The organism is Kitasatospora sp. NPDC058170, from assembly GCF_042883905.1.
Lineage (GTDB): Bacteria > Actinomycetota > Actinomycetes > Streptomycetales > Streptomycetaceae > Kitasatospora.
The window spans coordinates 125976-149918 of the sequence record NZ_JBHVUV010000023.1; the positions used below are offsets into that span (position 1 = coordinate 125976).

Genomic DNA, 23943 nt, shown 5'->3' on the forward strand with positions numbered 1-23943 from the left:
GCGCCACAAGCGCGACGTCCGCGGTCGAGGACCCCCACCTCCGAGGAGCCTCGATGCAACGCAAGATAACCAAGGGCAGATTGCTGACGGCCGGAACAACCCTGACCGTCCTGGCCGGACTGCTCGCCACCACCACCGGCGGGGCGGCCACCGCCGCGCCCAACCCGTCACCGGCCCCGCCGAGCGCACTGGCCGCCGCCGTCTCGGCCGCCGACCAGGCGACCGCCGCCGGTCTGGACGCCCTCGCCAAGGGCCCGGACGAGAGCTACGAGCGGCAGACGGTGACCCCGTGGGTCGACGGGATCTACTCCGTCGCCTACGAGCGCAGCTACCGCGGTCTGCCGGTGGTCGGCGGCGACGCCGTCGTGCTGGCCGACGGACAGGGCCGGATCCGCGGCCTCCAGTCCGCCGCCACCGGACCGATCGGCGTGCCCACCAAGGCCACCGTCAGCGCCGCCCAGGCCGAGAAGACCTCCCGCGCCAAGCTGGCCGCCGTCACCGGCGTCGAGAGCCGCCGCCTGGTGGTCCGGGTCAAGGACGGCACCAGCCGCCTCGCCTGGGAGACCGTGCTCTCCGGCCGCACCGACAGCGCCCCCAGCCGGCTGCACGTCTTCGTGGACGCCCACACCGGCGAGGTCGTCGACAGCTACGACGACGTCCAGGCCGGCACCGCCAACAGCAAGTGGAACGGCCCCGCCCCGGTCACCATCAGCACCACGGCCTCCGGCAGCACGTACTCGCTGCGCGACCCCAACCGGCCCGGGCTCACCTGTGCCGACTACAGCAGCGGGCAGGTGTTCTCCAAGTCCTCCGACTCCTGGGGCACCGGCAACCCGACCAGCAAGGAGACCGGCTGCGCCGACGTGATGTTCGCGGCGCAGAAGGAATGGGACATGCTCCGTGACTGGCTGGGCCGCAACGGTCACAACGGCAACGGCGGCAGCTGGCCGGTCAAGGTCGGCCTGAACGACGTCAACGCCTACTGGGACGGCACCTCCGTCTCGATCGGCCACAACAACGCCAACGAGTGGATCGCCTCGATCGACGTCGTCGGCCACGAGTTCGGCCACGGGATCGACCAGTACACGCCGGGCGGTGCCAACAACGAGAACGGCCTCGGCGAGGGCACCGGCGACATCTTCGGCGCGCTCACCGAGGCGTACGCCAACGAGCCCGCCCCGTACGACAACCCCGACTACCTCGTCGGTGAGATGATCAACCTGGTCGGCAGCGGGCCGATCCGCAACATGTACAACCCCTCGCTGGTGAGCAACAACCCCAACTGCTACTCCTCCTCGATCCCGAGCACCGAGGTGCACGCCGCGGCGGGCCCGCTGAACCACTGGTTCTACCTGCTCGCCGAGGGCTCCACCCCGGGCGGCGGCAAGCCCACCAGCCCGACCTGCAACAACTCCACCGTCACCGGTGTGGGCATCAAGGACGCCGGGCGGATCTTCTACGGCGGCATGCTGCTCAAGACCAGCGGTATGACCTACAAGAAGTACCGGGTCACCACCCTGACCGCCGCCAAGAGCCTCGACACCAGCTGCACCGCCTTCAACCGCACCAAGGCGGCCTGGGACGCGGTCAGCGTGCCCGCGCAGAGCGGTGAGCCCACCTGCACGCCGCAGGGCGGCGACGAGTTCTCGCTGACCCTCGCCCCGGGCTCCGGCTCGGTCCAGCCCGGCTCCTCGACCACCGCGACGCTCAACACCGCCGTGGTGTCCGGCTCCGCGCAGACCGTCAACCTGAGCGCCTCGGGCGCGCCGAGCGGCGCCACCGTCACCTTCAACCCGTCGTCGGTGCAGACCGGTTCGTCCTCGACGCTGACGGTGTCGACCTCCGCCACGACGGCCCCCGGCACGTACCCGATCACCGTCACCGCCGCCGGCTCGGTCACCCACACCGCGCAGTACACGCTGACGGTGAACGGCGGCACCCCGGGCGGCACCCCGCCCGACATCGACGTGGCCAAGGTGCAGGCGCACCTGACCCAGCTGAACACCATCGCCTCGCAGAACGGCGGCAACCGCCGGGCCGGCAGCGCCGGGCACTCGCAGTCCGTCGCCTACATCAAGGCCAAGCTGCAGGCCGCCGGCTACACCGTCTCCGAGCAGACCTGCACCTCCTGCACCTACTCCTCCAACAACCTGGTCGCCGACTGGCCGGGCGGTCCCACCGACCAGGTCACGATGTTCGGCGCCCACCTGGACAGCGTCGCCGCCGGCCCCGGCATCAACGACAACGGCTCCGGCTCGGCCGTCCTGCTGGAGACCGCGCTCGTCCTGGCGCAGCAGAACCCCACCCTGACCCGGCACGTCCGGTTCGCCTGGTGGACCGGTGAGGAGCAGGGCCTCCAGGGCTCCCAGTACTACGTCAACCAGCTGGGCTCCACGCAGCGTTCCGCCATCAAGGGCTACTACAACTTCGACATGGTCGGCTCGCCCAACGCCGGCTACTTCATCAACAACATCAACTCCGCCGCCGCCGCGCCGATGAAGGCGTACTGGGACTCGCTGAGCCTGCAGCCGGAGGAGAACGTGGAGGGCCAGGGCCGCTCCGACGACTACTCCTTCCAGCAGGGCGGCATCCCCACCTCCGGGTACGCGGCGGGCGCCAGCGCCACCAAGTCCTCGACGCAGGCCGCGAAGTGGGGCGGCACGGCCAACCGGGCGTACGACTCCTGCTACCACCAGTCCTGCGACACCACGGCCAACATCAGCTCCATCGCGCTGGACCGCAGCGCCGACGGCGTCGCGTACACCCTGTGGAAGACCTCGGTCGGGGGCACCACCACGCCGACCGACGACTACGCCCTCGCGGTGAGCCCGACGACCGGCAACGCCCTCCCGGGCGGCACCACCACCGCGACGGTCAGCACCTCCGTCATCTCGGGCAGCTCGAAGACGGTGAACCTCACCGCCTCCGGCGCGCCGAGCGGCACCACCGTCTCCTTCAACCCGTCCTCGGTGCAGGCCGGTTCGTCCTCGACGCTGACGGTGTCGGTCGGCTCCTCGACCGCCCCCGGCACGTACACCATCACCGTGACCGGTACCGGAAGCGCCACCCACACCACCACCTACTCGCTGGTCGTCGGTACCGACCCGGGCAACCCGGGCGGCACCTGGGCGGCCGGGACGGTCTACAAGGCGGGTGACACCGTCACCTACAACGGGGTGAGCTACCGCTGCATCCAGGGCCACCAGGCCCAGGTCGGCTGGGAGCCGCCGATCGTCCCCGCCCTCTGGCAGCGCCTCTGACCCCATCCGAGGGACCAGGGTGTGCCGCGGCCCGTTGAGGGGCGAGCCGCGGCACAGCCGTTGAAGGCGGCCCGGCCCGGGGGCTTCGGGCCGGGCCGTCGGCGTGCTCCGGGCGTCACCGCCGGGTGATCACGGCGGGGACCGGGCCGTCGGGGCGGACGGTGAAGTCGAAGACCGGGCCGGGCGGGGCCGTCCGCAGCCGGGGCAGGTACGCGGGCAGCAGCCGCTCCAGCAGGACGGTCGTCTCGCGCAGCGCGAACTGCAGGCCCAGGCAGGCGCGGGCGCCGATCCCGAACGGCAGGTAGGCGCCCGGGTGCGCGGGCCGGCGGCCGGGGGTGGTGAAGCGCTCGGGGTCGAAGCGGTCGGGCTCCGGCCAGAGTTCCGCGACCCGGTGGGTCAGGTAGGGCGACACCAGTACGTCGGTGCCCGCCTCGATCCGGTGGCCGGTGACCAGATCGGCCTCGGTGGCGTGGCGCGGGAGCAGCCAGGCGACGGGGTAGAGCCGGAGGGTCTCGCTGACCAGGGCCTGGATCGCGGCCCGCCGCTCGGGCGACTGCGGCCCGCCGGCGGCCAGGGCCCGCTCCAGGGCCTCGGGGTGGCCGTCCAGGAAGAGGTACAGCCAGGTCAGCGTGGTGGCTGTGGTCTCGTGGCCGGCGACCAGCAGGGTGACCAGCTCGTCCCGGATCAGCCGGTCGGTGTACTCGGCCCGGTCGGCGCCGGCATCGAGCAGCACGTGCAGCAGGCCCGGTCCGTGCGGTCCGGGGCCGCCGGTGCGGGCGGCGTCGATCGCGCGGAGGGCGACGGCGTCGATCCGGGCGAGCTCCTCGGCCACCGCGGCCCGGGCGTCGACGGCGTCGGCGGGCAGCACCGGCAGGGCGGTCACCACCCGTCCGACGGTGGCGAGTTCGCCGGCCGTCCGGTCGTCGAGGGCGTGGCCGGTGAGGGCGCGCCAGATGGTGTCCAGGGCGAAGTGCCGCAGCTCCGCGGCAAGGTCGACCTCCTGCCCGGTCCGGGCGTACCCCGCCCAGCGGTCGGCGCAGCGATCGGCGGCCCGGTCGATCCGCTGCTCGAAGCGGCGCATCCCGGGGCCGGTGAACTGGCTCTGCAGCACCTTCCGTTGACGCTTCCAGGCGTCCCCGGCAGCGGACAGCACGCCGTCGCCGACCAGGATCCGGGCACGGTGCGAGCGCTTGACGTAGCGGTCCGGGTGGTGGGCCAGGACGTGCTGGACCGCCTCCGGGCCGGTGACCAGGACGGTCGGCTGCGGGCCGAGCCGGACGGCGGCCACCGGGCCGAGCCGCTGGACCAGGCGCAGCAGGTCGACCATCCCGCCGCCCTCGGCGCGCCAGCGGTCCACGGCGGCGGCGGGCAGCTCCGGCGGGGGCGGACCGTCGTCGGCGCCGGGCGGCTGCGGGAGGACGGGGGCGGTGGGCGGGATCCGGGTGGCCACGGGCTACTCCTGCGCGACGCCGAGAGCGGGCGGCTCCGACCGGGCCCGCGGTGCGCAACGCACTCCGGGGCCGCTGACGGAGCGTCAAGGACGCTGCGTATGCTACCCGCAACCCTGCGCGCCCGAGCGGGGTTCCGGCGCCCGGGCGCCGGAGGCTAGTGCCGCGTCAGGCAGCTTTTGCCCGTCAAGGAGCGGCGTCCGGTGCGTGCTATCGGCGTGCCGGCCGGAAGTCCTCGTACTGGACGTACTTGGGCTTTCGGCCGGTGCGGCGAGAGTGCGTGCCGGGCGTCGCGACGGGGCGAAGGTTGCCTGACGCGGCACTAGTGCCGGGCGTCGCGACGGGGCGAAGGTCGCCTGACGCGGCACTAGGCTCGCACCGTGACTGCTACATGGGACCTCACGACGCCGGGCGTGCTCCGACTGCCCTCGGGCCGGCTCGTCCGCGGCCGGGGGCTCAGCCGGCCGCTCCCGCAGGGCCCGCAGCCCACCTTCGCGCTGTACCTGCTGGGCCACCGGCCACCGCAGGTCGCCTGGGAGAGCCGCTGGCTCCGCTGGCCCGACTTCTGGCTCCCGTCCGACCGCGCCGCGGCCGCCGACGCGCTGCGCGAGGCATGGGCCCGCGCCGGGACCGAACGCGTCGAGATCGCCTGCGCCGGCGGACGCGGACGGACCGGCACCGCGCTGGCGTGCCTCGCCGTGCTCGACGGGGTGCCCAACCGTGAGGCCGTCGCCTACGTCCGGGAGCACTACGCTCCGCGCGCCGTCGAGACACCCTGGCAACGCCGTTTCGTCTCCCGCTTCCGGTAGCGGCATCGTCCGTCGGCCACCGGGGCCGGGCGCTTCACTCCCGGCTGCGGCACTAGGCGCCGTCGGGAAGCGGGGTCCCGTCGGGCTGTCCCTGGGGCGCGCCGGCCGTCTCGTGGCCGGGGCGGCGGGTGCGCTCCGCCCAGGCGGCCACCGGCGGGCCCGCCGCGCCCAGGGCCGCGAAGAACACGCCGAGCAGCAGCCAGCCCGCGTGTCCGAGTCCGAGCACCGCCGTCGTGAGGACCACCGGGGCCAGGGCCTGCCCGGCGTTGAAGGCGAGGCCGAAGAAGCCCTGGTACTGCCCCTGGGCGTGGTCGGGGGCGAGTTCGAACGCGAGCGTGTAGCCGCCCGAGGACTCCCACACCTCGCCGAGGCTGTGCACGCACACGGCGAGGACGGCGAGCGCCGGCGCGACCCAGGTCGGGACGTCCGCGGTCAGGGCCATCAGGGGGCAGCTGACCAGGAAGAGCAGCCCGGCGAGGCGGAACGCCCGGCCGCCCTGGCTCGGTGTCTCCACCCGGGAGCCGATCCGGCTCTGGAACAGCACGCACACGCCGCTGTTGACCGCGTAGACCACCGCCACGGTCCAACGGGGCGCGTCGGAGTGGGCGGAGAGCCAGATCGGCAGGAGCAGGGAGACGGTCTGGTACTGCAGGCCCATGGCGCCGTAGAGCGCGGCGAAGGACACGAAGGGCCGGTCGGACAGGACCGCCCAGCGGTGGTGCTCCTCCGGTCGGGGCAGGGGCCGGTAGTTCGGGACGCCGATCAGGCCGATCAGGCCGGCGGCGGCGAAGCTGGCGGCGTTGGCGAGGATGAGCACGGTGTAGGCCGCCCGGGTGTCGACCGAGACGGCGAAGGCGGCGCCGAGGGTGCCCAGGACCACGCCGAGGTTGACGTACGTGCGCAGTCTCGCCCTGAAGGCGGCCGGGCGTTCACCGCCGCTGCGGGCCACGAGCGCACCGCCCGCGGAGCCGCCCGCCGTTGCCGCCAGCCGGTCCAGGGTCGCGATGAGCGTGAACGTGACCCAGTCGTGGATGAGGACGAAGGCGGCCATCGTCACGGCCTGCATCGCGACGGCAACCAGCCAGACCGTGCGCGGCCCGTACCGGTCGGCCAGGTTCCCGGCCGGGATCCCCGCCAGCAGCCCGACCAGCCCGGCGATCGTGAGGCCGGCACCGACCTGTCCTGCGGGCAGGTGCACGACCAGCGTGAAGTAGAGCGCCGAAGCGGTGTTGAACAGCCCGTTGCCCACCCGGCTGATGAAGCTCGCGGCGATGAGGGCACGCTGCGGGCCGCTAGGTGTCGGCACGTCGGGTATCTGCGGACCGGCACTCTTCCTGATCATGCCAAACAGGCTAACAGCGGCCCTCGGAGGCCCTCCGCGCGGCCAGGTCACGGGAACTGAGACGCCGTCGGCGGGCGGCCAGCCGCCGACGGTCAGCCGCCGCCGGGGGCCCAGCCCCTGCGCTCGTCCTGGTAGAAGTAGTGCGGCGCGCCCTTCAGGCCCGCGGTCCGGAACGGGCGGCCGTTGTCGTCGACCCTCAGCGTCCCCTGGCGGTCGCCGCTGCTCCACACCAGGTCCAGGTACCAGCTGACGTCCTGCGAGGCGGTGCCGGCGTCGATGTTCAGCACCTGCGGATCGGTGGCCGAGACCTGGTACGGGAAGTCCGAGGTCCGGGACTTCGCGGCGCCCTCCGTCCCCGCGACGGGGACCGGCCGGGGAGCCGAGGCGTCGAGGTCCACCGAGAAGGCCGCCGGGGTGAGACCGCCGCCGCAGCCCGAGCCCATCGTGTAGGCGTTCCACTTCGGCGCCGGCCCGGCGCTCACCACGTGCACGTAGAGGGTGTGCAGGACGACCGGCTTGGCGCTCGCGCCCTGCGCCGTCAGCTGCAGTCGCAGGTGCCCGCCGGGGACGGCGTGCTGGGCGGCCGCCCAGCTGTCCGTCCGCGGGGTGGTCGGCGGCGCGGGCATCGCGCCCGGGGCCTTGGCCGCCAGGAACCACTGGTCGCAGGCGCTGCCCCAGTTGTCCGTCAGGACGTTCACGTGGAAGGGCGGAGGGTCCTCGGCGGCGCCCGTGGCCGAGGCGGTGGGCGCGGGCCCGGACGCTGCCGACGCTGTCGGGGTCGAGGTCGGGGGAACCGGGCCGGCCGAGGAGGGTGCGGCGGCGGTCGCGGAGGGTGCGGGCGGTCCGGACGCCGCGGCCGGGGCGCTGCCGTCGGCCGCCGACGGCTGCGGGGCCGCGACCGGGGCGGGGGCGGGGCTGGGGCTGCGGTCGCCCAGCCCGAGGACCGGGATCGCCGCGGCCAGGACGACCACGGCCGCCGCGCTCAGCAGGGCCCGGGGGTACGGCAGCCGCCGCCGGCGGCGCTCGGCACCGGCCCGCTCGACCTGGTCCGCCAGCTCCACCTGGGCCATCTGGGCCGCCTCGGCCGCCTCGGCCGCCTGAACTACCTTGGCCGCCGGCTCCGGTTCGGGTGCCGGCTCCGCCTTCGGCTCGGCGGAGGGCGCCGGCGCACCGGCCCGGGCCGCCGCCCCGCCCGGCTCCCTGCGCCGGGCCGCGTCCGCCAGGATCCAGCGGCGGTGCAGCTCGACGAGCTCGTCGGCACCCGCCCCACAGACCCGGGCGAGCCGCTCCACCGGCGCGTACTCGGTGGGCACCGCGGCCCCGTTGCAGTAGCGGTGCAGGGTGGAGGTGCTGACGTGCAGCCGGGCGGCGAGCGAGCCGTAGCTGCGGCCCGAGCGGTCCTTCAGTGCACGCAGCATCGCCGCGAGATCGTCGCTCTCCGCACCCATCCCAGCATCCCCTCGTTCCGTTCCGGCGTTCCCGACCTCGCCGAAACCGCAGCTCAGGGTATCTGCCGCCACTCCGCCGCCCCGAGCCGCCCGAGCCGCCCGGGCAGGCCGACGGCCGGGAGGGGGCCGGCACCGGAGTGCGGGCAAGCCCTCCCGGACGACGGAGTCCCTACCTCGACACGTCGCCGCGCGCCGTCCGGTTCCCCGGTGTCGGCACCGGACCCGTCACGGTGAGGTGGACATCCGGTTGGAGGAATCGCTGTCCGAGGAGGCGATGAACTCCCGGTCGCTGGTGTGTTCCGAGTCGTCGTCGCCGCTGAGGTACTCGCCGGCGGCGTTCCGCTCGAAGTCGTGGCTGCGGTTGCAGGTGGCGCACTCGATCTGCAGGTTGTTCAGGTCGTTGTAGGCGACCCTCGCCTCGTCCATGGTGGTGACGCCCTTGGCCCGCAGGTACTGCTGCCACGGCACCCGGTGCCCGATGTCGATGCCGGGGTACGTGACGCCGCGCCGGCAGGACGCGCACTGCCACATCAGGACGGGCTGGCCCGTCTCCGAGAACGGGTCGACGACGCTGCGGCTCTCGGAGTTGTCGATCAGGGACTCGCGGGTACGCGCGTACCAGTCCAACCGGTCCAGCCCGTCGACGAAGGCGTTCACCTGGGCCTGGGTCTGGGCGTTGCGCGGCTGCTTGACGGGGATCTCCCGAGGCCCGTTGAACAGCAGCGGATCGGCCTGGTCGTCGTACCAGCGCTGGACCGGCCCCGAGGCGGTGGCGGGCGCGCCGGCGCCGCCCGCGCCCTGGCCCTGTACCGTGCTGGTTCCGCCCGAACGCATCCGCGCCGCGTTCGACGCCGCCTCGCGCTCCTCACCGTCGTGCGGATGGGTCATGTTGAACCCGCCGCCCGTCGGGTGTCCCGTCGAGGTCCGCTGCTGGTTGCGGACCACGTGGGTGAGTTCGTGGTCCAGCGTCTGCGCGTCGCGGCCGTGCTCCCCGATCACGATGTCCTGGTTCACCGTGAACGCCCGCGCCTGGACGGAGGCGGCCGCCTGCCGGGCGACGGCCCCCGTGTGCACCCGCACCCCGGACAGGTCCGCCTGGAACTGGTCCTCCTTGCGGGCCAGGGTGTCGCGGTCCAGCGGGCGGCCGTGCGTCCGCAGGCCGGCCTCGACCTCGGACCGCTGAACGGGCTGCTCGTGCCCACAGCCCTCACCGTGCTGGTGCTCCTCTTCCTCCCGCGCACGCTGCATCATCCGCAGCACCGTCTGGTTGCCGACACTCGCCTGCAGTCCCATCAGCCCGCCGGGCGGGCCCGAGCGTGCCGCCCTGCCGCGGACGCCCGGAGCGGCGGATCGGGACGTCCTGTCATGCGCGTGCATCCGGCCTCCTCGGTTGAAGCTCTGATGATCCGAACCTAGAGGCGTCGCGTTGTCTCAGGAACCCGTGGCCGCACGGCCTTTCGGGCGGGTGGCCGCCGACTCCCGCTCCACCTGCGGCGATGCGCTCCCGGAACATCGGCGCCGCACTCGACTCTACCCAAAAGGGCACCGGGGCTACCCCCGGTCCTGTCCGGCCGATCCTGCCGGTCAGGAGCAGGCCCGCGTCGGTCGGCCACCGCCCGGAGCTGGTCCGGGCCGGCCTGCCGAGCGGGCGCGAAGTGTCCGCTCGGCAGGCCGGTTTCAGTGCCGGTGGTGGTTGTCCGGTTGGGCGGGGTCGCCCGGGTGCTCCAGGCCCGGGACGAGGGTGAGGCGTTCGGCCCGGGCCCGGTCGAGCCAGCGGACGAAGGCGGCGCGGCGGGCGGCCGCCCCGACCCCGGCGGCCGGGTCGGGAGCCTCGGGAGCATCGCGGGCCTCCGAGTACCGGGCCGCCGTCCAGGGACCCGCGGTGACCCACTCCCCGGGTGCGGCCCGCCGGAGGGCGGCGGCCAGGGCGGTCGGGAGGGTCTCGGGGTCGGCCTCGAACTCGCCCTCGGGGGTGGCCACGCGCCACACGGTGCCGGGCGGCCTGCGGTCGGTCAGCGACCGGTACCGCTCCACCTCCCCCGGTGCCGGCGCGACCTGCGCCGTGACCGCCGCGTAGACCGCCCGGACGGCGGCGCTGCCCTCGTAGGCGGCCGCGGTGATGGAGCCGAGCTCGACGGCGGCCCGCTGGTCGAGCCTGGCGGGGGCCGAATCCGCCGGGTCCGCCGGGTCGGCCGGGTCACCGAGGCCGCGCTCGGCGGCGACCGCCGCGCACAGCGCCTCGGTCAGCAGCACCTGGGCGACCCACCGCGCCAGTTGCCGGTCCTCCGAGCTGCCGGGCCGGGGCAGCGCTGCGGAGCGCGGGCCCGCCCGCAGGGCGGCGAGCCGGCGGTCCAGTTCGGTGCGCGGCAGCGGGCGGCCGTCGAGCAGACCCAGTACGGGGGCCTCGGCGGGCGCGGTCACGGCTCCACCACCAGGGCGACGGTCGGCGAGTACTGGCAGCGGCCGAACCACATCACCTTGGTGAGCGCCCAGTAGGCCCCGGGGTTGGTGTCCTCGGGGACGGCGACCTCGAACGCGAACCGGTCCTCGGCGCCGGCCGCGAGGGTGAACCCGCGGACCGGCGCGGCCACCGCCTCCCAGCTGCCCCAGGGCGAGACGAGCTGGAGTTCGCCGCGGATCTCGCCGCGGGTGCGGTTGGCCAGCAGCACGTCGAGGGTGGCGCGGCCGCCGGGGGCGACGTGCAGCGACGCCTGGCCCGCCGCCACCGTCAGGCCGGTGTCCCGGCCGGTGGCGGCCTTGGTGCCCTGGGCTGCGGTCCAGTCCTCCGGGGCCTCGCCGGGCGCCGGGAGCAGCTCGGGCAGCGCGCCGACCGCGACGGTCACCACGTCCTCGATCTGCTGGCCGCCGTCGAAGATCCGGACGGCGGCGAAGTACAGGCCGGGTTCGACGCCGGCCGGCGGGGTGAGGGTGACGGGGAAGCGCAGGTGGCCGCCGGCCTGCAACCGGTAGGGGCGGGCGCCCGGTCCGGCCTGCCAGCCTTCGGGGGGCAGTACCGTGGCCGTGCCCTCGACGGCGGCGTCCGTCAGCTGGGAGGAGAGGGCGACGGACAGCTCGACCGGCTCGCCCCCGGTGCGCAGCAGTCCGGGTGAGACGCCGACCGAGACGGGGAGGTAGCCGAGCGGGGCCGGGCCCCGGTTGTGCAGCCAGTAGCGGGCGTGCACGGGCTGCGCGGCCTCGGCGACCTGGCCGAGCACGGGTGCGTCCGGTGTGCCGGCGGCGGCCAGGGTCGGCCGGGCCAGCACGGTGGCGATCTGCGAGCCGGTCAGCTCGACCAGGCCGGGGAGTTCGGCCGTCGGGCGCTCCAGCAGGTCGGCGCGGCGCAGCCCGGTCAGACCGAGGGCTCCGCCGAGGACGGCGGTGCGGCCGAGGCCGGTGGACTCCACCAGCCTGAGGGCGAGGTCGCCGCCGGTCGGGGCGGCCGAGCCGTGGGCGATCGGGTTCCCGGCCGGTTTGAGGGTGCCGAGCAGGACCTCGCGCTGCGGCTCGACGCGCAGCCAGGAGAGGCTGGCGGGCAGCGGGCCGTCCTGACCGCCCTGGCCGGCGCTTCCGTCCCGGCCTGCGCTTCCGCCCTGGCCTGCCGTTCCGCCCTGGCCTGCCGTTCCGTCCCGGTCGCCCTGTTCCCCCGGTCCGCCGGAAAGCCGGGCGTACAGCGGGTGGTTGAACTCCTGGCCCTGTGCGGGCAGTGCCAGGGCGCGCCAGTCGCCCGCTCCGCCGGTCAGGGCGTAGCTGAACTCGTGCGTCCAGTGCTGGAGTTGGAAGGAGGATCCGTCGGGCAGGGTGCGCCGGGGCGGGTCGATCCAGACCCCGGAGGGCCAGCCGGTGCAGGAGCGCAGCAGCGAGAGGTGCAGCGCGCCGGTGGCGTCCACGGCGAAGCCGGGCAGGCCGTAGGTGAGCAGGGCGACGGTGTGGTCGGCGAGTTGCTCGTGGATGGCGCCCGGGCAGACGGCGCCGATCCGGGCGTCGGCGAGGTCGCGGGTGAGCGCGTCCGGGTCGGTGGTCACCAGGGCGGGCAGCGCACGCAGGTCGCGCAGGTCGGCGCCGGGCTGCCAGACCTCGGCGAGCGGGGTGAGCGCGGGCACCCAGACGGCGCCGTGCGCCTTGAGCGCGGCGGCGTACTCCTCGCCCGCACGCTCGATCAACTCCCGTGCGGCGTCGTTCTCCTCGGGTCCGCCGAGGACGATCCGGAAGTCCGGCAGGTTGGAGTCGACGTCCAGCCAGCCGTACCGGGCCCAGTCGGCGCCGGAGGTGGTGGCGGTGACGCCGACCCGGGCGAGGGCGACGACCAGGTCGCGGGCGCCGGCGGCGGCGTCCAGGTCCGGCACGACCACCTCGGCGACGCCCAGGGCCCGTTCGCCAAGCGGGGTGCCGGCCGGGTCGGTGAGGACGGCCCGGGCGGTGGCCCCGAGGCCGAACCAGGTGTTGGCGGGGTTGTCGAGGGTCCAGGGCGCCTCGGCGGAGTCCACGTCGGGCAGGGCGAAGCCGCGGCCGACGACCGCGTCGGCGACCTCGCTGACCGGCAGCGCGCCGGGGACGTCCACCGGGAAGCGCAGCCGCAGCAGGCGGTCGGCGCCGGAGTAGTCGACCACCCTGGTCCGGCAGTCGACCCGGTCCAGCCCGTGCCAGAGGGTGACGGTCTGCTCGTAGCGGACGGCGTCGACGGTGCCGGCGATCACCAGGCGCTCGCCGAGCGGGCCGCACTCGCGGCGGACGGCGGCGGGCCGCTCGCCGGAGCCGATGACCGGGCCCTTGGGGACGAGGTGCCAGGGGCCCTCGCCGAAGTCGGGGTGCTGCGGGTACTCCTCGTAGACGCGCAGTTCGTTGCCGATCCGGCCGCCCTGGATCAACTCCCTTTCGTGCAGCAGGTCGTGGACGCTGGTCAGGCCGCCGCCGCGGGCCGGGTCGGCGGTGACGCGGTACCGGCCGTTGGCGGCGGTGGAGCCTTCGGCGGGCGACCAGGCGGGGGCGGCCCGGCCCGCGACCAGGCGCCAGGTGCGCCAGCCGAGGGCGGGCACGTCGGCGGCGAGGAAGCGCAGGGTGCCGCGGTCGACGCTGCTGGGCACCTCGGCGCCGGTGTCGTCCAGCACCCGGACGGCGCGGTCGCCCTCGGGGAGCCGGACGACGGCCAGGTCGGTCCGGTCGAAGGAGAGCGTGTTGGTGACGACCACGGCCGTGCCCGGGCCGCGGGTGTCGATCCGGGCGGTCAGGGCGTCCAGCGCGGCGTCGCGGACCTCGGCGGCCAGGTCGTGGGCCTCGCGCCAGCCGCCGAGCAGGTCCAGGTACACCTGGTCGGACTCGGAGCCGGTGATCGCGTCGTGGTGCGCGCCGTAGGCGAGTTGGCGCCACACCTTGTCGAGCGCGGCCTCGGGGTAGCGCCCCAGGCCCTGCACGGTGGCGAGGGTCGCGAGCTTCTCGGCGTCGACGGCGGCGACCTCGGCGGCCCGCTGGGCCTGCTTGGTGTCGATGTAGGAGACGTCCTTGCCCGTGTACACCGGGTTCATGTCCCTGGTCTGCGGGCTGGGACGGCGGCCGGTGGCGGCGAGTTCGGCGCGGACGGCGTCCAGGAAGTCGCGCGGGGTGCCGCAGACGAAGCGCGGCCAGAGGTACTTGGCGGCCCAGGAGCGGTGGATCCCGGTGACCCACTTGTTGGGCGGGGTGTAGTCGGTGCCGACGGGCAGCAGCAGGTTCTTCGTGGCCCCGACCGGCTTGAGCTTGCGGTACAGCTCGTAGACGGCCTGCTCGGCGGTGGCGAGGTCCGGGGAGGAGTCCATCCACCAGCCGGCCGAGTAGTGGTGCGGCATGTAGTGGGTGAGCACGCCCTCGCCCGAGGGCGCGATCCACTCGAACTCGCTCGGGAACTGCATCACCCGGGCGTCGTCCTTGGCCTCGCGGAAGTTCTTCTGGATCGGCCCCCACTGGTGGAACGGGCCGCGCGCCCAGGCGCTGCCGGTCAGGCCGGCGGCGGCGAGGTGTCCGGGGAACTGCGGGTCGTGGCCGAAGACGTCGAGCTGCCAGGCGGTCTGCGGGTCGCCGCCGAGGATGTCGCGTTGGTAGCCGATGCCGTAGACGATGTTGCGGATGGTGGTCTCGGCGCCGGTGAGGTTGGTGTTGGGCTCGTTGTAGGTGCCGCCGACCAGCTCGACCTGCCCGCGCTCCAGCAGCAGCCGCAGGGTCTCGCGGCGCTCGGGGTGCTGGTCGAAGTACGGCTTCAGGTAGTCGACTTCGGCGAGCACGAAGCGGTAGACCGGGTCCCGCAGCGCCAGGTCCAGGTGGGCGTCGACCAGGGCGAAGCCGTTGCGCTCCCAGAGCGGGCGGGTGGTGGCGTCGGCGGAGAGCAGCTCCCACGGGGAGGTGTACGCGGCCTGGGTGTTCCACCAGACCGGGTCGTAGTGGAAGTGCGAGACGAGGTACATGGTCCAGCCGGGTTCGGCGACCTCGACGACGCCCTCGGCCTCGACGACGCCCTCCCCATCGACGACTCTTCCGGCCTCCGCACCCCCGGCCTCCGCACCGCCGTCGGCCGCGCCGCCACCGGTGGCGAGGGCGGTGACGGTGACGGGCAGCCGCGCGCCGGGCCCGGCACCGGTGATCTCCAGGGGGACTTCGACCAGCCCCGTGCCGGCCGCCTCGCCGCGCACGCCCGGGCCGCTGACGGCGATCCGGGCGGGCGGGCCGTCGAGGGTCACGCGCAGCAGCTGGCGCGGCGCGTCCTCGGGGCCGGTGAACAGGTCCGTGCTTTCGACGGCGGTGATGGTGACCGGCACGGGGAGGGTCCTTTCGGGAAGGGGTGGAGCGGGGTGGCGCGGGCGGGTGCTACGCGCCCCAGGCCTCGAACTCGTAGACGCGGGCGGCGGGGTCGGAGGTCTGGGTGGGCCTGGTCACGACCAGGCGGACGTAGCGGGCCGTGGTGGAGACCGGATGGGTGGTCGTCCCGGCGGTGTTGCCGGTGACGTTGGCGACGGTGGTCCACGGGTCGGTGGTGGAGTTGCGGACCTGCACGGAGAAGTCGCGGGTGTTGTAGGAGGCGCTCTCACCGCCGGCCGAGGCGTGCTTGACCACGAACTTCGACAGCGGCTTCGCCGAACCGAGGTCCACCTCCAGCCACTTGGCCGAGGTGGTGGTGCACCACTTGTCGCCGTTCCCGCCGTTGACGGTGCCGTTCACCGCCTTCGCCGGGGCCTCGTTGGTGTTGCACTGGCCGGAGGCGGTGGCCGGGCGGTTCAGCGCCAGGTTGCCGCCGGCCGGCGGGGTGCCCGTCCAGGAGACGGTGGCGGTGGCAGCGGTCGAGCGGCCGTACTCGGTGGAGACGGCCTCGACCTCGACGGTGCTGGCGCTCTCGGTGCCCACCCGGTCGAGCCGGTTCACGAAGTAGGCGTCGGACGGGGTCGCGCCGAGGAAGGTGCGGGTGCCGTCCGGGTTGCGCCGGTAGAGCTCGTAGTGGTGGACGGTCCCGCTCGTGGAGGCCGTCCAGGACAGCCGCAGCGACTGGCTGGTGCCGGGCACGGTGTCGGTGGCGCCGAGCACCGTGAGCCCGCTCGGCGCGGCGGGGGCGTCCACCGCGCCGTCGTAGACCGCTATCTGCCCCACCTTCACATCGTAGGAGGGGTTGGAGCCGTCGGCCTGCAGGGCGACCTGGGCGATCGTGCGGCCGGCGTAGGCGGAGAGGTCGAGGGTCCTGCGCTCCCAGCCGTTGCCGCCGGTCGAGCCGAGGTCGAGGGTGGTGAAGCTGGTGGGCGCGTCGGTGAAGGAGATCGCGGCCTTGAGGCCGGTCGCCCCGGCGGCCGGGGTCTTCAGGACCACCGAGAGCCTGCTGTCCGCCGCGACCGGGAGCCTGGTCTCGTAGAGGCGGACGGTGTTGACGGCGTCGAGCCGGCCGGTGAGGCGCAGCGTGGAGCCGCCCTCGTAGGCGTCGGTGAAGTCGATCGAGGGCGTCAGCTTGCTGCCGGTGGAGCTGACCAGCCAGCGGTAGGTGGGCGGGACGTCCTGGAGCGACAGGTTGTTCCAGCCGCCGGTGGCGACCCGGGTGCCGCCGGAGTTGTAGAAGTCGCCCTGGCCGGAGTCGAAGTTGGTGACGAAGGGCTTGGCGGTGATCGGCGAGGACTCCGCGAAGTACGTCGAGAGACCCTTCCAGCTGGACGAAGTCGTGGTGTTGGACGGGTCGTTGTTGGCGCCGACCCAGTAACGGGCGTCCTTGGCGTAGAAGTCGGCGCGGTCGGTGGCGGACTTCCAGGTCCACTCGGGCCGGTAGAGGCCGAGCGAGGTGGTGTGCGGCTTGCCGGCCGGGAAGAGCGTGCTCCAGTCGACGCCGCTGTTGTAGCCGTTGGCCTCGGTGTCGATGCCGGAGTAGAGGTCGTACTCGCTGCGCCCGAGGCCGCGGGCGAGGCTGCGGGAGGAGTCGAGGCCGCCGGAGCTCCAGTTGAAGTTGAGGAACATGGAGTCGGAGGTGCGGCGGGTGCCCTCCTGGAGGAAGGAGTCGTTGGCGGTGGTGAACGCGTTCTGCCAGGAGACCGAGCCGGACTCGGTCATCGCGTCGTACCACATGAACTCGGTGGAGCTCTTCGCCTTGGTGTACTGCATGAGGTTGCGGACCTCGGTGGCGAGGGCCGAATCCCCGCCGCCGGTCTCCTGGTTGATGAACCAGCCGTCGAAGCCGTAGTACTGGGCGGCCTGGGCGAGCTTGTCGGCGACGGGGTAGCTGCTGCCGGACTTCTGGACGAAGTCGCGGACCCACTGGAGCTGGCCGCCGTAGGCGGCGGGCGGGAAGAAGACGGTGCCGTAGACCTTGACGCCGTTGCGGTGGGCGGCGTCGATGACGGTCGGGTTGGGCGCGAGGATCAGGCCCTCGCCGGCGGATCCGCCCCAGAAGACCAGCTTGTCGACGTACTGCCAGTAGCCGAAGGCGTAGTAGTTCGGGTCGGCCGAGCCCTGCGAGGGGTTGTTGGAGGTCGGGCCGAAGGAGACCAGGGAGGCCACCTTGCCCTCGCCGGCCCGGGCGTTGGGGTTGGCCCTGAGCGCCGGGTCGGTGGTGCGCGGCTGGAGCGGGACGCGGGAGCGGTTGAAGCGGGCGTCCGGATCGGTGGCCGGGTCCCAGTTCAGGATGGTGTTCGGGTACCAGTACGAGGCGTACGGCTGGCTGCCCGGGGCGGCCGCGGCGGATGCCGGGGCGGCGGGTGCGGGCTCCGCGTGGGCGCCGGGTGCGGCGCCCAGCACGGCGGCCCCGAGGGCTGCGCTCAGCAGAAGGGGGAGGCGTCGGGACATGCGGTGGCTCCGATCGGGCGGAGGAGGGTGGGGGCGGGCCCGCCCGGGGGCGGTCCGGGTGTGTGCGAGCGCGGCGGTGCCGGTGGTGCGGGGTGCTCGGGCAGCAGGGGCGTGCGCGGGCAGGGGTGCTCGGGCAGGCCGGGCCCGGCCTGGCGCCGCCGGCCGGCGCCCGGCGCGGCGGTGCGGGACTGCGGCGGTACGGGTCTGCGGCGGTACGAGGTGCGGGTCTGCGGGAGTGCGGACTGCGGGAGTGCTGCGGTGCGCGAGCGGCCGTACGGGGTACGGGACTACGGCGGTACGAGGTGCGGCGGTGCACCGGACCGCCGCCACTGCCGGGTGCGGCGGCGGCGGAGTGCGGCGACGGGCGGCGGGAGCGGGGCGGTGCCCCGCCCGCGGTGACGCGCCGAGCGTGCCCCGCTCGGCGCAGCGAGGCTAAACCGGTTCAGATCCGCTGTCAACGGTCCGCGCAGCGCCCGGCAGGCCGGGCGGCGGCGAGGTGGACTCCCGGACGGTCAGGCGGGGCGTGGGCATCTGCAGGTCACGGCCCGGGCCGGCCTCGTCGAGCACTTCGAGCAGGCTCCGGGCCACCTGCTCGCCGAGCGCGAAGGTGTCCCGGCTGAGCGCGGTCAGCGGGGGGTGCACGATCCGGGCGAGCACCGAGTCGTCGAAGGAGACGATCGACAGCTCGCCGGGCACCGCGACGCCCATCTCGCCGGCCACCCCGAGGCCCGCCACCGCCATCACGTCGCTGTCGTAGACGATCGCGCTGGGCCGCCGCGGGCGGGAGAGCAGCGTCCGGGTGGCCGCGGCGCCCTCGGCGTCGCTGAAGTCGGTGGGCACCGAGACCGCCTCCTCCAGGCCCAGCCGCCGGGAGGCGTCGCGCAGCGCGCGGATTCGCCGCTGGGTGTGCTGGAAGTGCGGTAGGCCGGCCAGGTGCGCGATCCGCCGGTGGCCGATCGCGGCCAGGTAGTCGACGATCGAGAGCATCGCCTCCCGGTCGTCGGCCCAGACCCGCAGCGGGCCGCCGCCCTTGCCGGGGCCGCCCAGGACGACGGCGGGCAGGGCGAGTTCCTCCAGCACCTCCGGCCGCGGGTCGCGGACCTGGAGGTCGACCACGATGAACCCGTCGACCCGGTGCTCGGAGGCCCAGCGCCGGTAGACCTCGATCTCGGCGGCGGTGTCCTCGACCACCATCAGGTGCAGCGCGACCGAGCGGGCCGAGAGCACCGCCTGGAGTCCGGACAGCAGCTGGCTGAAGAACGGCTCGACGCCGATGGTGCGGGCCGGGCGCGCGATCACCAGCCCGACCGCGTCGGAGCGGGCGCCGCCGAGGGCCCGGGCCGCACTGTGCGGCCGCCAGTTCATGTCCTCCGCGACCCGCAGGATCCGGGCCCTGGTCGCCTCGCTCACCCCGGGTCTCCCGTTCAGCGCGAAGGACACCGCGCCCTTGGAGACACCGGCCTGGCGCGCGATGTCGGCGATCGTCGGTCTGCCCACAGGTTCCGACTCCTCTCTTGACATCCAAGTTTAGGCGGGAGCATAGTCCCTGCAACAGCTAGACCGGTTTAGTAAGTCAGGTTCTGCACGTCAGCACAATCCCCCACCCACCCTCAGGACCGGGAGACCCTCATGCGAAGAATCTGGGCGGCACTGACGACGGCGGCGGTCACCACCGCCCTGCTCAGCGGCTGCGGGCTGAGCTCCGACACCAAGAGCGACGACACCGCGGCGAGTGCGGCCGCCACCGGTGAGGTCAAGGGCAAGGTCTCGCTCCAGACGTGGGCGCTGAAGCCGAAGTTCACCGACTACGTGCAGGGCGTGATCGACGGCTTCAAGAAGCAGCACCCGGGCGTCGAGGTCGAGTGGCTGGACCAGCCGGGTGAGGGCTACTCGCAGAAGGTGCTCAGCCAGGCCGCGGCCGGCGGTCTGCCGGACGTGGTCAACCTCCCGCCGGACTTCGCACTCCCGCTGGCCAGGCAGAACATGCTGCTCGATGTCGCCAAGGCCGATCCGAAGCTCGCCGACGAGTACGTCGCCGGTGGCGTCGACGCCTACCGCTTCGCCGGCCAGGACGGCACCTACGGCTACCCCTGGTACCTCAACACCGATGTCAACTACTGGAGTTCGGAGCTCCTCGGCAAGAACGGCCTGGACCCGAAGACCCTCCCCACCACCCTAGACGAACTCATCGCCCAGGCCCGGGTGATGAAGGAGAAGTCCGGCGGCCAGACCTATCTGATGAGCCGTAAGCCCGGCCTCGGCGACCTGGTCAACGCCGGCGTCAAGGTGATGTCCGACGACGGCAGGTCCTTCACCTTCAACACCCCCGAGGCGGCCGCGCTGCTCGACAAGTACCGCGACGCCTTCAAGGAGGGCCTGCTGCCGAAGGACGTCCTGACCAACACCTACGCCGGCAACTCCAAGCTGTTCAACTCCGGCGCGGCGGCCTGGACCACCGGCGGCGGGAACTTCATCACCAGTCTCGCCACCGACAACCCCACGCTCGCTCCGAAGATCGTCCCCTCCCCCGCGATGGGTACCCCGCCGCTGTACGTGCAGGGCCTGTCGATAGCCAAGGGCAGCAAGAACCCGGCTGCCGCGGTGGCCCTGGCCCGCTGGGTCACCAGCCCCGAGAACCAGGCCGCCTTCGCCCACCTGACCAGCGTGTTCCCGTCCACCAAGGCGTCCGCGGGCGACCCGTTCTTCAGCAAGGGCGACGGCACCAACGCCGGCGACGCCAAGGTGATCGCGTTCACCTCACTGGCCAAGGCGAAGATCCTCCAGCCCGTCCAGGTCGACGACGCGATGAGCACCGTCGTCAACCAGCAGATCGCCCTGGCGATCAGCGGCGACGCGAGCTCCAAGCAGGCCCTGGACACCGCCGTCGAGCGGTGCAACCAGCTGCTCAAGGGCTGACCCGGCCCCCGCAGGACCTCGTACCGGTGGAGCGGCGGCACCTCCCGGCCTCCGGGGCTCGTCCGACGAGCCCCAGGCGCCCGGGACCCCCGGGAGCCGCCGCCCACCGGGAATGACCCGCACCGCCCCCAGGAAGGCAACGGCATGACCCACCGGCGTTGGTTCACCCCCTGGCTGCTCGCCGGGCCCGCGATCATCTGGCTGGTCGTCTTCAACCTCTGGCCGACGCTCAACACGGTGATCCTGTCGTTCACCAACGCCAAGCCGCTGGGCGGCGGGCGGTTCACCGGCCTCGACAACTACGAACGCGTATTCAGCGACGAGCAGTTGGCCGACGCCCTGCTCAACAGCATCGTCTACCTGCTGATCTGCCTGCCCCTGCTGACGGTCCTGCCGCTGCTGCTCGCCCTGCTGGTCCAGCGCAAGCTGCCCGGCATCACCTTCTTCCGCACCGCCTTCTACACCCCGGTCATCGCCTCCGCCGTCGTGGTGGCGCTGATCTGGGGCTGGGTCCTGGACGACCGCGGCCTGGTCAACGGCCTGCTCCAGCAGACCGGACTGGCCGACTCCCCGGTCGCCTTCCTGACCGACCGCTGGCTGCTGCTGCTCAGCTCGATCGCCCTGACCACCTGGAAGGGCCTCGGCTACTACATGGTGATCTACCTGTCCGCCCTGGCCAACGTCGGCCGCGAACTGCACGAGGCCGCCGCCGTGGACGGCGCGAGCGCCTGGCGCCGGTTCTGGCACGTCACCCTTCCCGGGGTCCGGCCCACCATGATGCTGATCTCGGTACTGATCTCGGTCTCCTCGCTGCGCGTCTTCGCCGAGCTGTACGTGCTCTCCAACGGCACCGGCGGCCCCGGCGGCCGGGACATGTCGGTGGTGATGCTGATCCAGATGTACAGCCGCGGCTTCACCGGCCACCTGGGCTACGCCTCCGCGCTCAGCCTGCTGCTGTTCGTCATCACCCTCGGCCCGATGCTGCTGCTGATGCGCCTGAACCGGAAGGCGGACTGACCCCGTGACCCGACCCGCCGCCCCGACCGGCCCCACCGGCTCCACCGGCTCCACCGCCCCGACCGGCACCCTCCCCGCACCCCGCCGCACCCCGCCCGGAGCGGCCGCCCCCGCCCGCCCCACCCGGCGCCCCCGCCGCACGGGGAGCTTCAACACCCCCTCCGCCGCCCAGAACGCGCTGCGCTACCTGCTGCTGCTGGTCGTGCTGCTGCTGGTGATCGGCCCGTTCCTCTGGCAGCTCTCCACCTCGCTGAAGGGCCCGGGCGAGGACGTCTTCACCCGGAGCCCGAGCTTCATCCCCGAGGACCCCACCTTCGCCAACTACGGCAAGGTCGCCGACACCATCCCGGTCTGGGCCTACGCGGGGAACTCGCTGGTGGTGGCCGCGATCGCGATCTTCGGCAACGTGGTCGGCACCACCCTGGCCGGCTACGCCCTCGCCAAGCTGCGGTTCCGCGGCGCCCGGCTGGTGTTCGGCCTCTTCCTGGCCACCCTGGTCCTGCCCGGCGAGGTCACGATCGTCTCCCAGTACGTGACCGTGCGCAGCCTGGGCCTGGCCGACACGCTGACCGGCGTCGCCCTGCCCGGGGCGATCGCCATGCTGAACGTGCTGCTGATGCGCACCGCCTTCGCGGCCGTGCCGCCCGAGCTCGACCAGGCCGCCCTGGTGGACGGCGCCAACGTCTGGCAGCGGCTGTGGCACGTCGGACTGCCGAACGTGCGCGGCATGCTCAGCGTGATCGTGATCTTCACCTTCATCGGCGCCTGGGACGACTTCCTCTGGCCGCTGATCGTGCTCAACGACCCGCAGAAGTACACGCTCACGGTCGGACTCCAGTACCTCAACGGCACCTTCTCCGCCAACCCCCGGCTGATCGCGGCCGGCACCATGATCGCCTTCCTGCCGATCGTCGTGGTCTTCGGCGTCTGCCAGCGGTTCTTCTTCCGGGGCGTCGAGGAGGGAGCCGTCAAGGGGTGACCACCGAACCCGCCCGACCCGTCGCCGAACCCCGCGACGGCCGCTCTCACCGAGGAAGCCGACCGAGCATGACCGCCGACCAGGACCGCACCCCGGACGCCCGCGCCCCGCGCTTCGGCGTCAACTACACCCCCGCCGAGGGCTGGTTCCACCACTGGCTCGACTTCGACCTCGACGCCGTCCGGGCCGACCTGGACTCGATCGCCGAGCTCGGCCTGGACCACGTCCGGGTCTTCCCGCTCTGGCCGCTCTTCCAGCCCAACCGCACCCTGATCCGCCCGCGCGCCGTCGAGCAGCTGGTCGAGCTGGTGGACGCGGCCGGCGAACGCGGGCTGGACGTCTCGGTGGACGGCCTCCAGGGCCACCTGTCGAGCTTCGACTTCCAGCCCTCGTGGACGCAGACCTGGCACCGCCGCAACATCTTCACCGACCCCCTGGTGATCAGCGGCCAGACCGCCTACCTGCGCACCCTGGCCGCCGCGCTGGACGACCGGCCCAACTTCCTCGGGATGACCGTCGGCAACGAGATCAACCAGTTCTCCGGCGACCCGCACCCCGACCCGGACCGGATCACCCCCGAACAGGCCGAGGACTGGCTGCGCCGGATGCTCGCCGCCTGCGAGGACGGCGCGCCCGGGCGGCTCCACCTGCACGCCTCCTACGACGCCGCCTGGTACCTGGACGAGCACCCGTTCACCCCCTGGCACTCGGCCCGGATCGGCGCCGCCACCGCCGTCCACTCCTGGGTGTTCAACGGCACCGCCCAGCGCTACGGCGCCCACTCCACCGCGGCGGCGCAGCACGCCGCCTACCTGGTCGAGCTGTCCAAGGCCTGGGCGGCCGAGCCGCACCGCCCGGTCTGGCTGCAGGAGGTCGGCGCGCCGGCCCCGCACATCACCGCCGAGGACGCCGCCCGGTTCACCGGCGACACGGTCGCCGCCGTGCTGGACTGCCCCGACCTGTGGGGCGTCACCTGGTGGTGCTCGCACGACGTGGACCGCTCGCTGGCGGACTTCCCCGAGGTGGAGTACAGCCTCGGCCTGCTCACCACCGACCGCCGGGTCAAGCCCGCCGGCCTCCGGATCGCCGCCGCCGTGGACGAGCTGCGCAAGGGCTGGCGGCCGCCGCGGCCGCGCGGCACGGCGCTGGTGGTCGACACCGGTGACGCCGTCACCTCGCCCAAGCGCTCGGTCTGCGGCCCCGGCGGCGCCGTGTTCGAGGCGTTCATGCGGCTCACCGAGGCCGGCGCCCGGCCGACCGCGGTGCTCGCCGAGCACGCCGCCGATCCGGCCCACCTCGCCGCCCGGGGCATCACCGAGGTCGTCCACCCCGACGACGTACGCTGACCACTGCCTCCGTCCGCCGCCGTCCCGAACCCGCCCCGACCCGCCCCGCAGAACCGCCCGCCCCGCGTCACGCACCACCAGTCACACACCCTCAGCCATGCA

14 protein-coding genes are annotated in these 23943 nt (G+C 73.6%); 6 read left to right on the forward strand and 8 right to left on the reverse strand.

The genetic code is table 11. The features are described from left to right. Positions 1-53: 53 nt before the first annotated feature. Positions 54-3260, forward strand: coding sequence for a M28 family peptidase (locus tag ACFVVX_RS25535; protein WP_387948947.1), 3207 nt, complete (start codon positions 54-56; stop codon positions 3258-3260). Between the two features lie 115 nt (positions 3261-3375). Here ACFVVX_RS25535 and ACFVVX_RS25540 read toward each other — a convergent pair whose 3' ends face one another. Further along, a complete protein-coding gene (locus ACFVVX_RS25540) occupies positions 3376-4710 on the reverse strand; it encodes a cytochrome P450 (RefSeq protein WP_387948948.1) in 1335 nt (444 codons plus the stop codon). 378 nt (positions 4711-5088) lie between these two features. On the opposite strand from ACFVVX_RS25540, the gene ACFVVX_RS25545 reads away from it, so the two are divergent. After that, entirely contained in the window at positions 5089-5517 is a 429-nt protein-coding gene (locus tag ACFVVX_RS25545) for a protein-tyrosine phosphatase family protein (RefSeq protein ID WP_387948949.1), read from the forward strand. A gap of 52 nt (positions 5518-5569) precedes the next feature. Here ACFVVX_RS25545 and ACFVVX_RS25550 read toward each other — a convergent pair whose 3' ends face one another. From ACFVVX_RS25550 to ACFVVX_RS25580, 7 genes are all read right to left on the reverse strand, one after another. Then, positions 5570-6859, reverse strand: coding sequence for an MFS transporter (locus ACFVVX_RS25550; protein ID WP_387948950.1), 1290 nt, complete (start codon positions 6857-6859; stop codon positions 5570-5572). A 92-nt stretch (positions 6860-6951) separates the two neighbouring features. Continuing rightward, entirely contained in the window at positions 6952-8307 is a 1356-nt protein-coding gene (locus ACFVVX_RS25555) for a helix-turn-helix domain-containing protein (protein ID WP_387948951.1), read from the reverse strand. A gap of 225 nt (positions 8308-8532) precedes the next feature. Continuing rightward, positions 8533-9600, reverse strand: coding sequence for a DUF4157 domain-containing protein (locus ACFVVX_RS25560; protein ID WP_387948952.1), 1068 nt, complete (start codon positions 9598-9600; stop codon positions 8533-8535). 384 nt (positions 9601-9984) lie between these two features. Next, positions 9985-10728 carry a hypothetical protein gene (locus tag ACFVVX_RS25565; RefSeq protein WP_387948953.1) on the reverse strand — a complete coding sequence of 248 codons (744 nt, stop codon included), beginning with the start codon at positions 10726-10728 and terminating at the stop codon, positions 9985-9987. Next, entirely contained in the window at positions 10725-15089 is a 4365-nt protein-coding gene (locus ACFVVX_RS25570) for an NEW3 domain-containing protein (protein ID WP_387948954.1), read from the reverse strand. Before ACFVVX_RS25570 ends, ACFVVX_RS25565 begins: the two co-directional genes overlap by 4 nt. Positions 15090-15138: 49 nt before the next feature. Beyond that, a complete protein-coding gene (locus ACFVVX_RS25575; protein ID WP_387948955.1) occupies positions 15139-17583 on the reverse strand; it encodes a discoidin domain-containing protein in 2445 nt (814 codons plus the stop codon). Positions 17584-18015: 432 nt separating this feature from the next. Continuing rightward, positions 18016-19080: a LacI family DNA-binding transcriptional regulator gene (locus tag ACFVVX_RS25580; protein ID WP_387948956.1), complete on the reverse strand. Its 1065-nt coding sequence runs from the start codon at positions 19078-19080 to the stop codon at positions 18016-18018. A gap of 132 nt (positions 19081-19212) precedes the next feature. On the opposite strand from ACFVVX_RS25580, the gene ACFVVX_RS25585 reads away from it, so the two are divergent. The 4 genes from ACFVVX_RS25585 to ACFVVX_RS25600 all read left to right on the forward strand — a co-directional run bounded on the left by ACFVVX_RS25585 (position 19213) and on the right by ACFVVX_RS25600 (position 23841). Further along, positions 19213-20499, forward strand: a complete 1287-nt coding sequence (locus tag ACFVVX_RS25585; RefSeq protein WP_387948957.1) for an ABC transporter substrate-binding protein — start codon at positions 19213-19215, stop codon at positions 20497-20499. Between the two features lie 144 nt (positions 20500-20643). Beyond that, the gene (locus tag ACFVVX_RS25590) at positions 20644-21516 is read left to right on the forward strand and encodes a carbohydrate ABC transporter permease (protein WP_387948958.1); all 873 of its coding nucleotides are present in this window, start codon (positions 20644-20646) and stop codon (positions 21514-21516) included. A 4-nt stretch (positions 21517-21520) separates the two neighbouring features. After that, complete coding sequence (locus ACFVVX_RS25595; protein ID WP_387948959.1) at positions 21521-22495, forward strand: carbohydrate ABC transporter permease; 975 nt, start codon at positions 21521-21523, stop codon at positions 22493-22495. Positions 22496-22563: 68 nt separating this feature from the next. Further along, positions 22564-23841: a glycosyl hydrolase gene (locus ACFVVX_RS25600; RefSeq protein ID WP_387948960.1), complete on the forward strand. Its 1278-nt coding sequence runs from the start codon at positions 22564-22566 to the stop codon at positions 23839-23841. Positions 23842-23943: the final 102 nt, after the last annotated feature.

Bases quoted from the DNA above. Each gene is read 5' to 3' on its own strand.
- ACFVVX_RS25560 (WP_387948952.1), bottom strand. From the start codon at position 9,600: ATGGGACTGCAGGCGAGTGTCGGCAACCAGACGGTGCTGCGGATGATG.
- ACFVVX_RS25555 (WP_387948951.1), bottom strand. From the start codon at position 8,307: ATGGGTGCGGAGAGCGACGATCTCGCGGCGATGCTGCGTGCACTGAAG.
- ACFVVX_RS25585 (WP_387948957.1), top strand. From the start codon at position 19,213: ATGCGAAGAATCTGGGCGGCACTGACGACGGCGGCGGTCACCACCGCC.
- ACFVVX_RS25550 (WP_387948950.1), bottom strand. From the start codon at position 6,859: ATGATCAGGAAGAGTGCCGGTCCGCAGATACCCGACGTGCCGACACCT.
- ACFVVX_RS25600 (WP_387948960.1), top strand. From the start codon at position 22,564: ATGACCGCCGACCAGGACCGCACCCCGGACGCCCGCGCCCCGCGCTTC.
- ACFVVX_RS25590 (WP_387948958.1), top strand. From the start codon at position 20,644: ATGACCCACCGGCGTTGGTTCACCCCCTGGCTGCTCGCCGGGCCCGCG.
- ACFVVX_RS25535 (WP_387948947.1), top strand. From the start codon at position 54: ATGCAACGCAAGATAACCAAGGGCAGATTGCTGACGGCCGGAACAACC.
- ACFVVX_RS25575 (WP_387948955.1), bottom strand. From the start codon at position 17,583: ATGTCCCGACGCCTCCCCCTTCTGCTGAGCGCAGCCCTCGGGGCCGCC.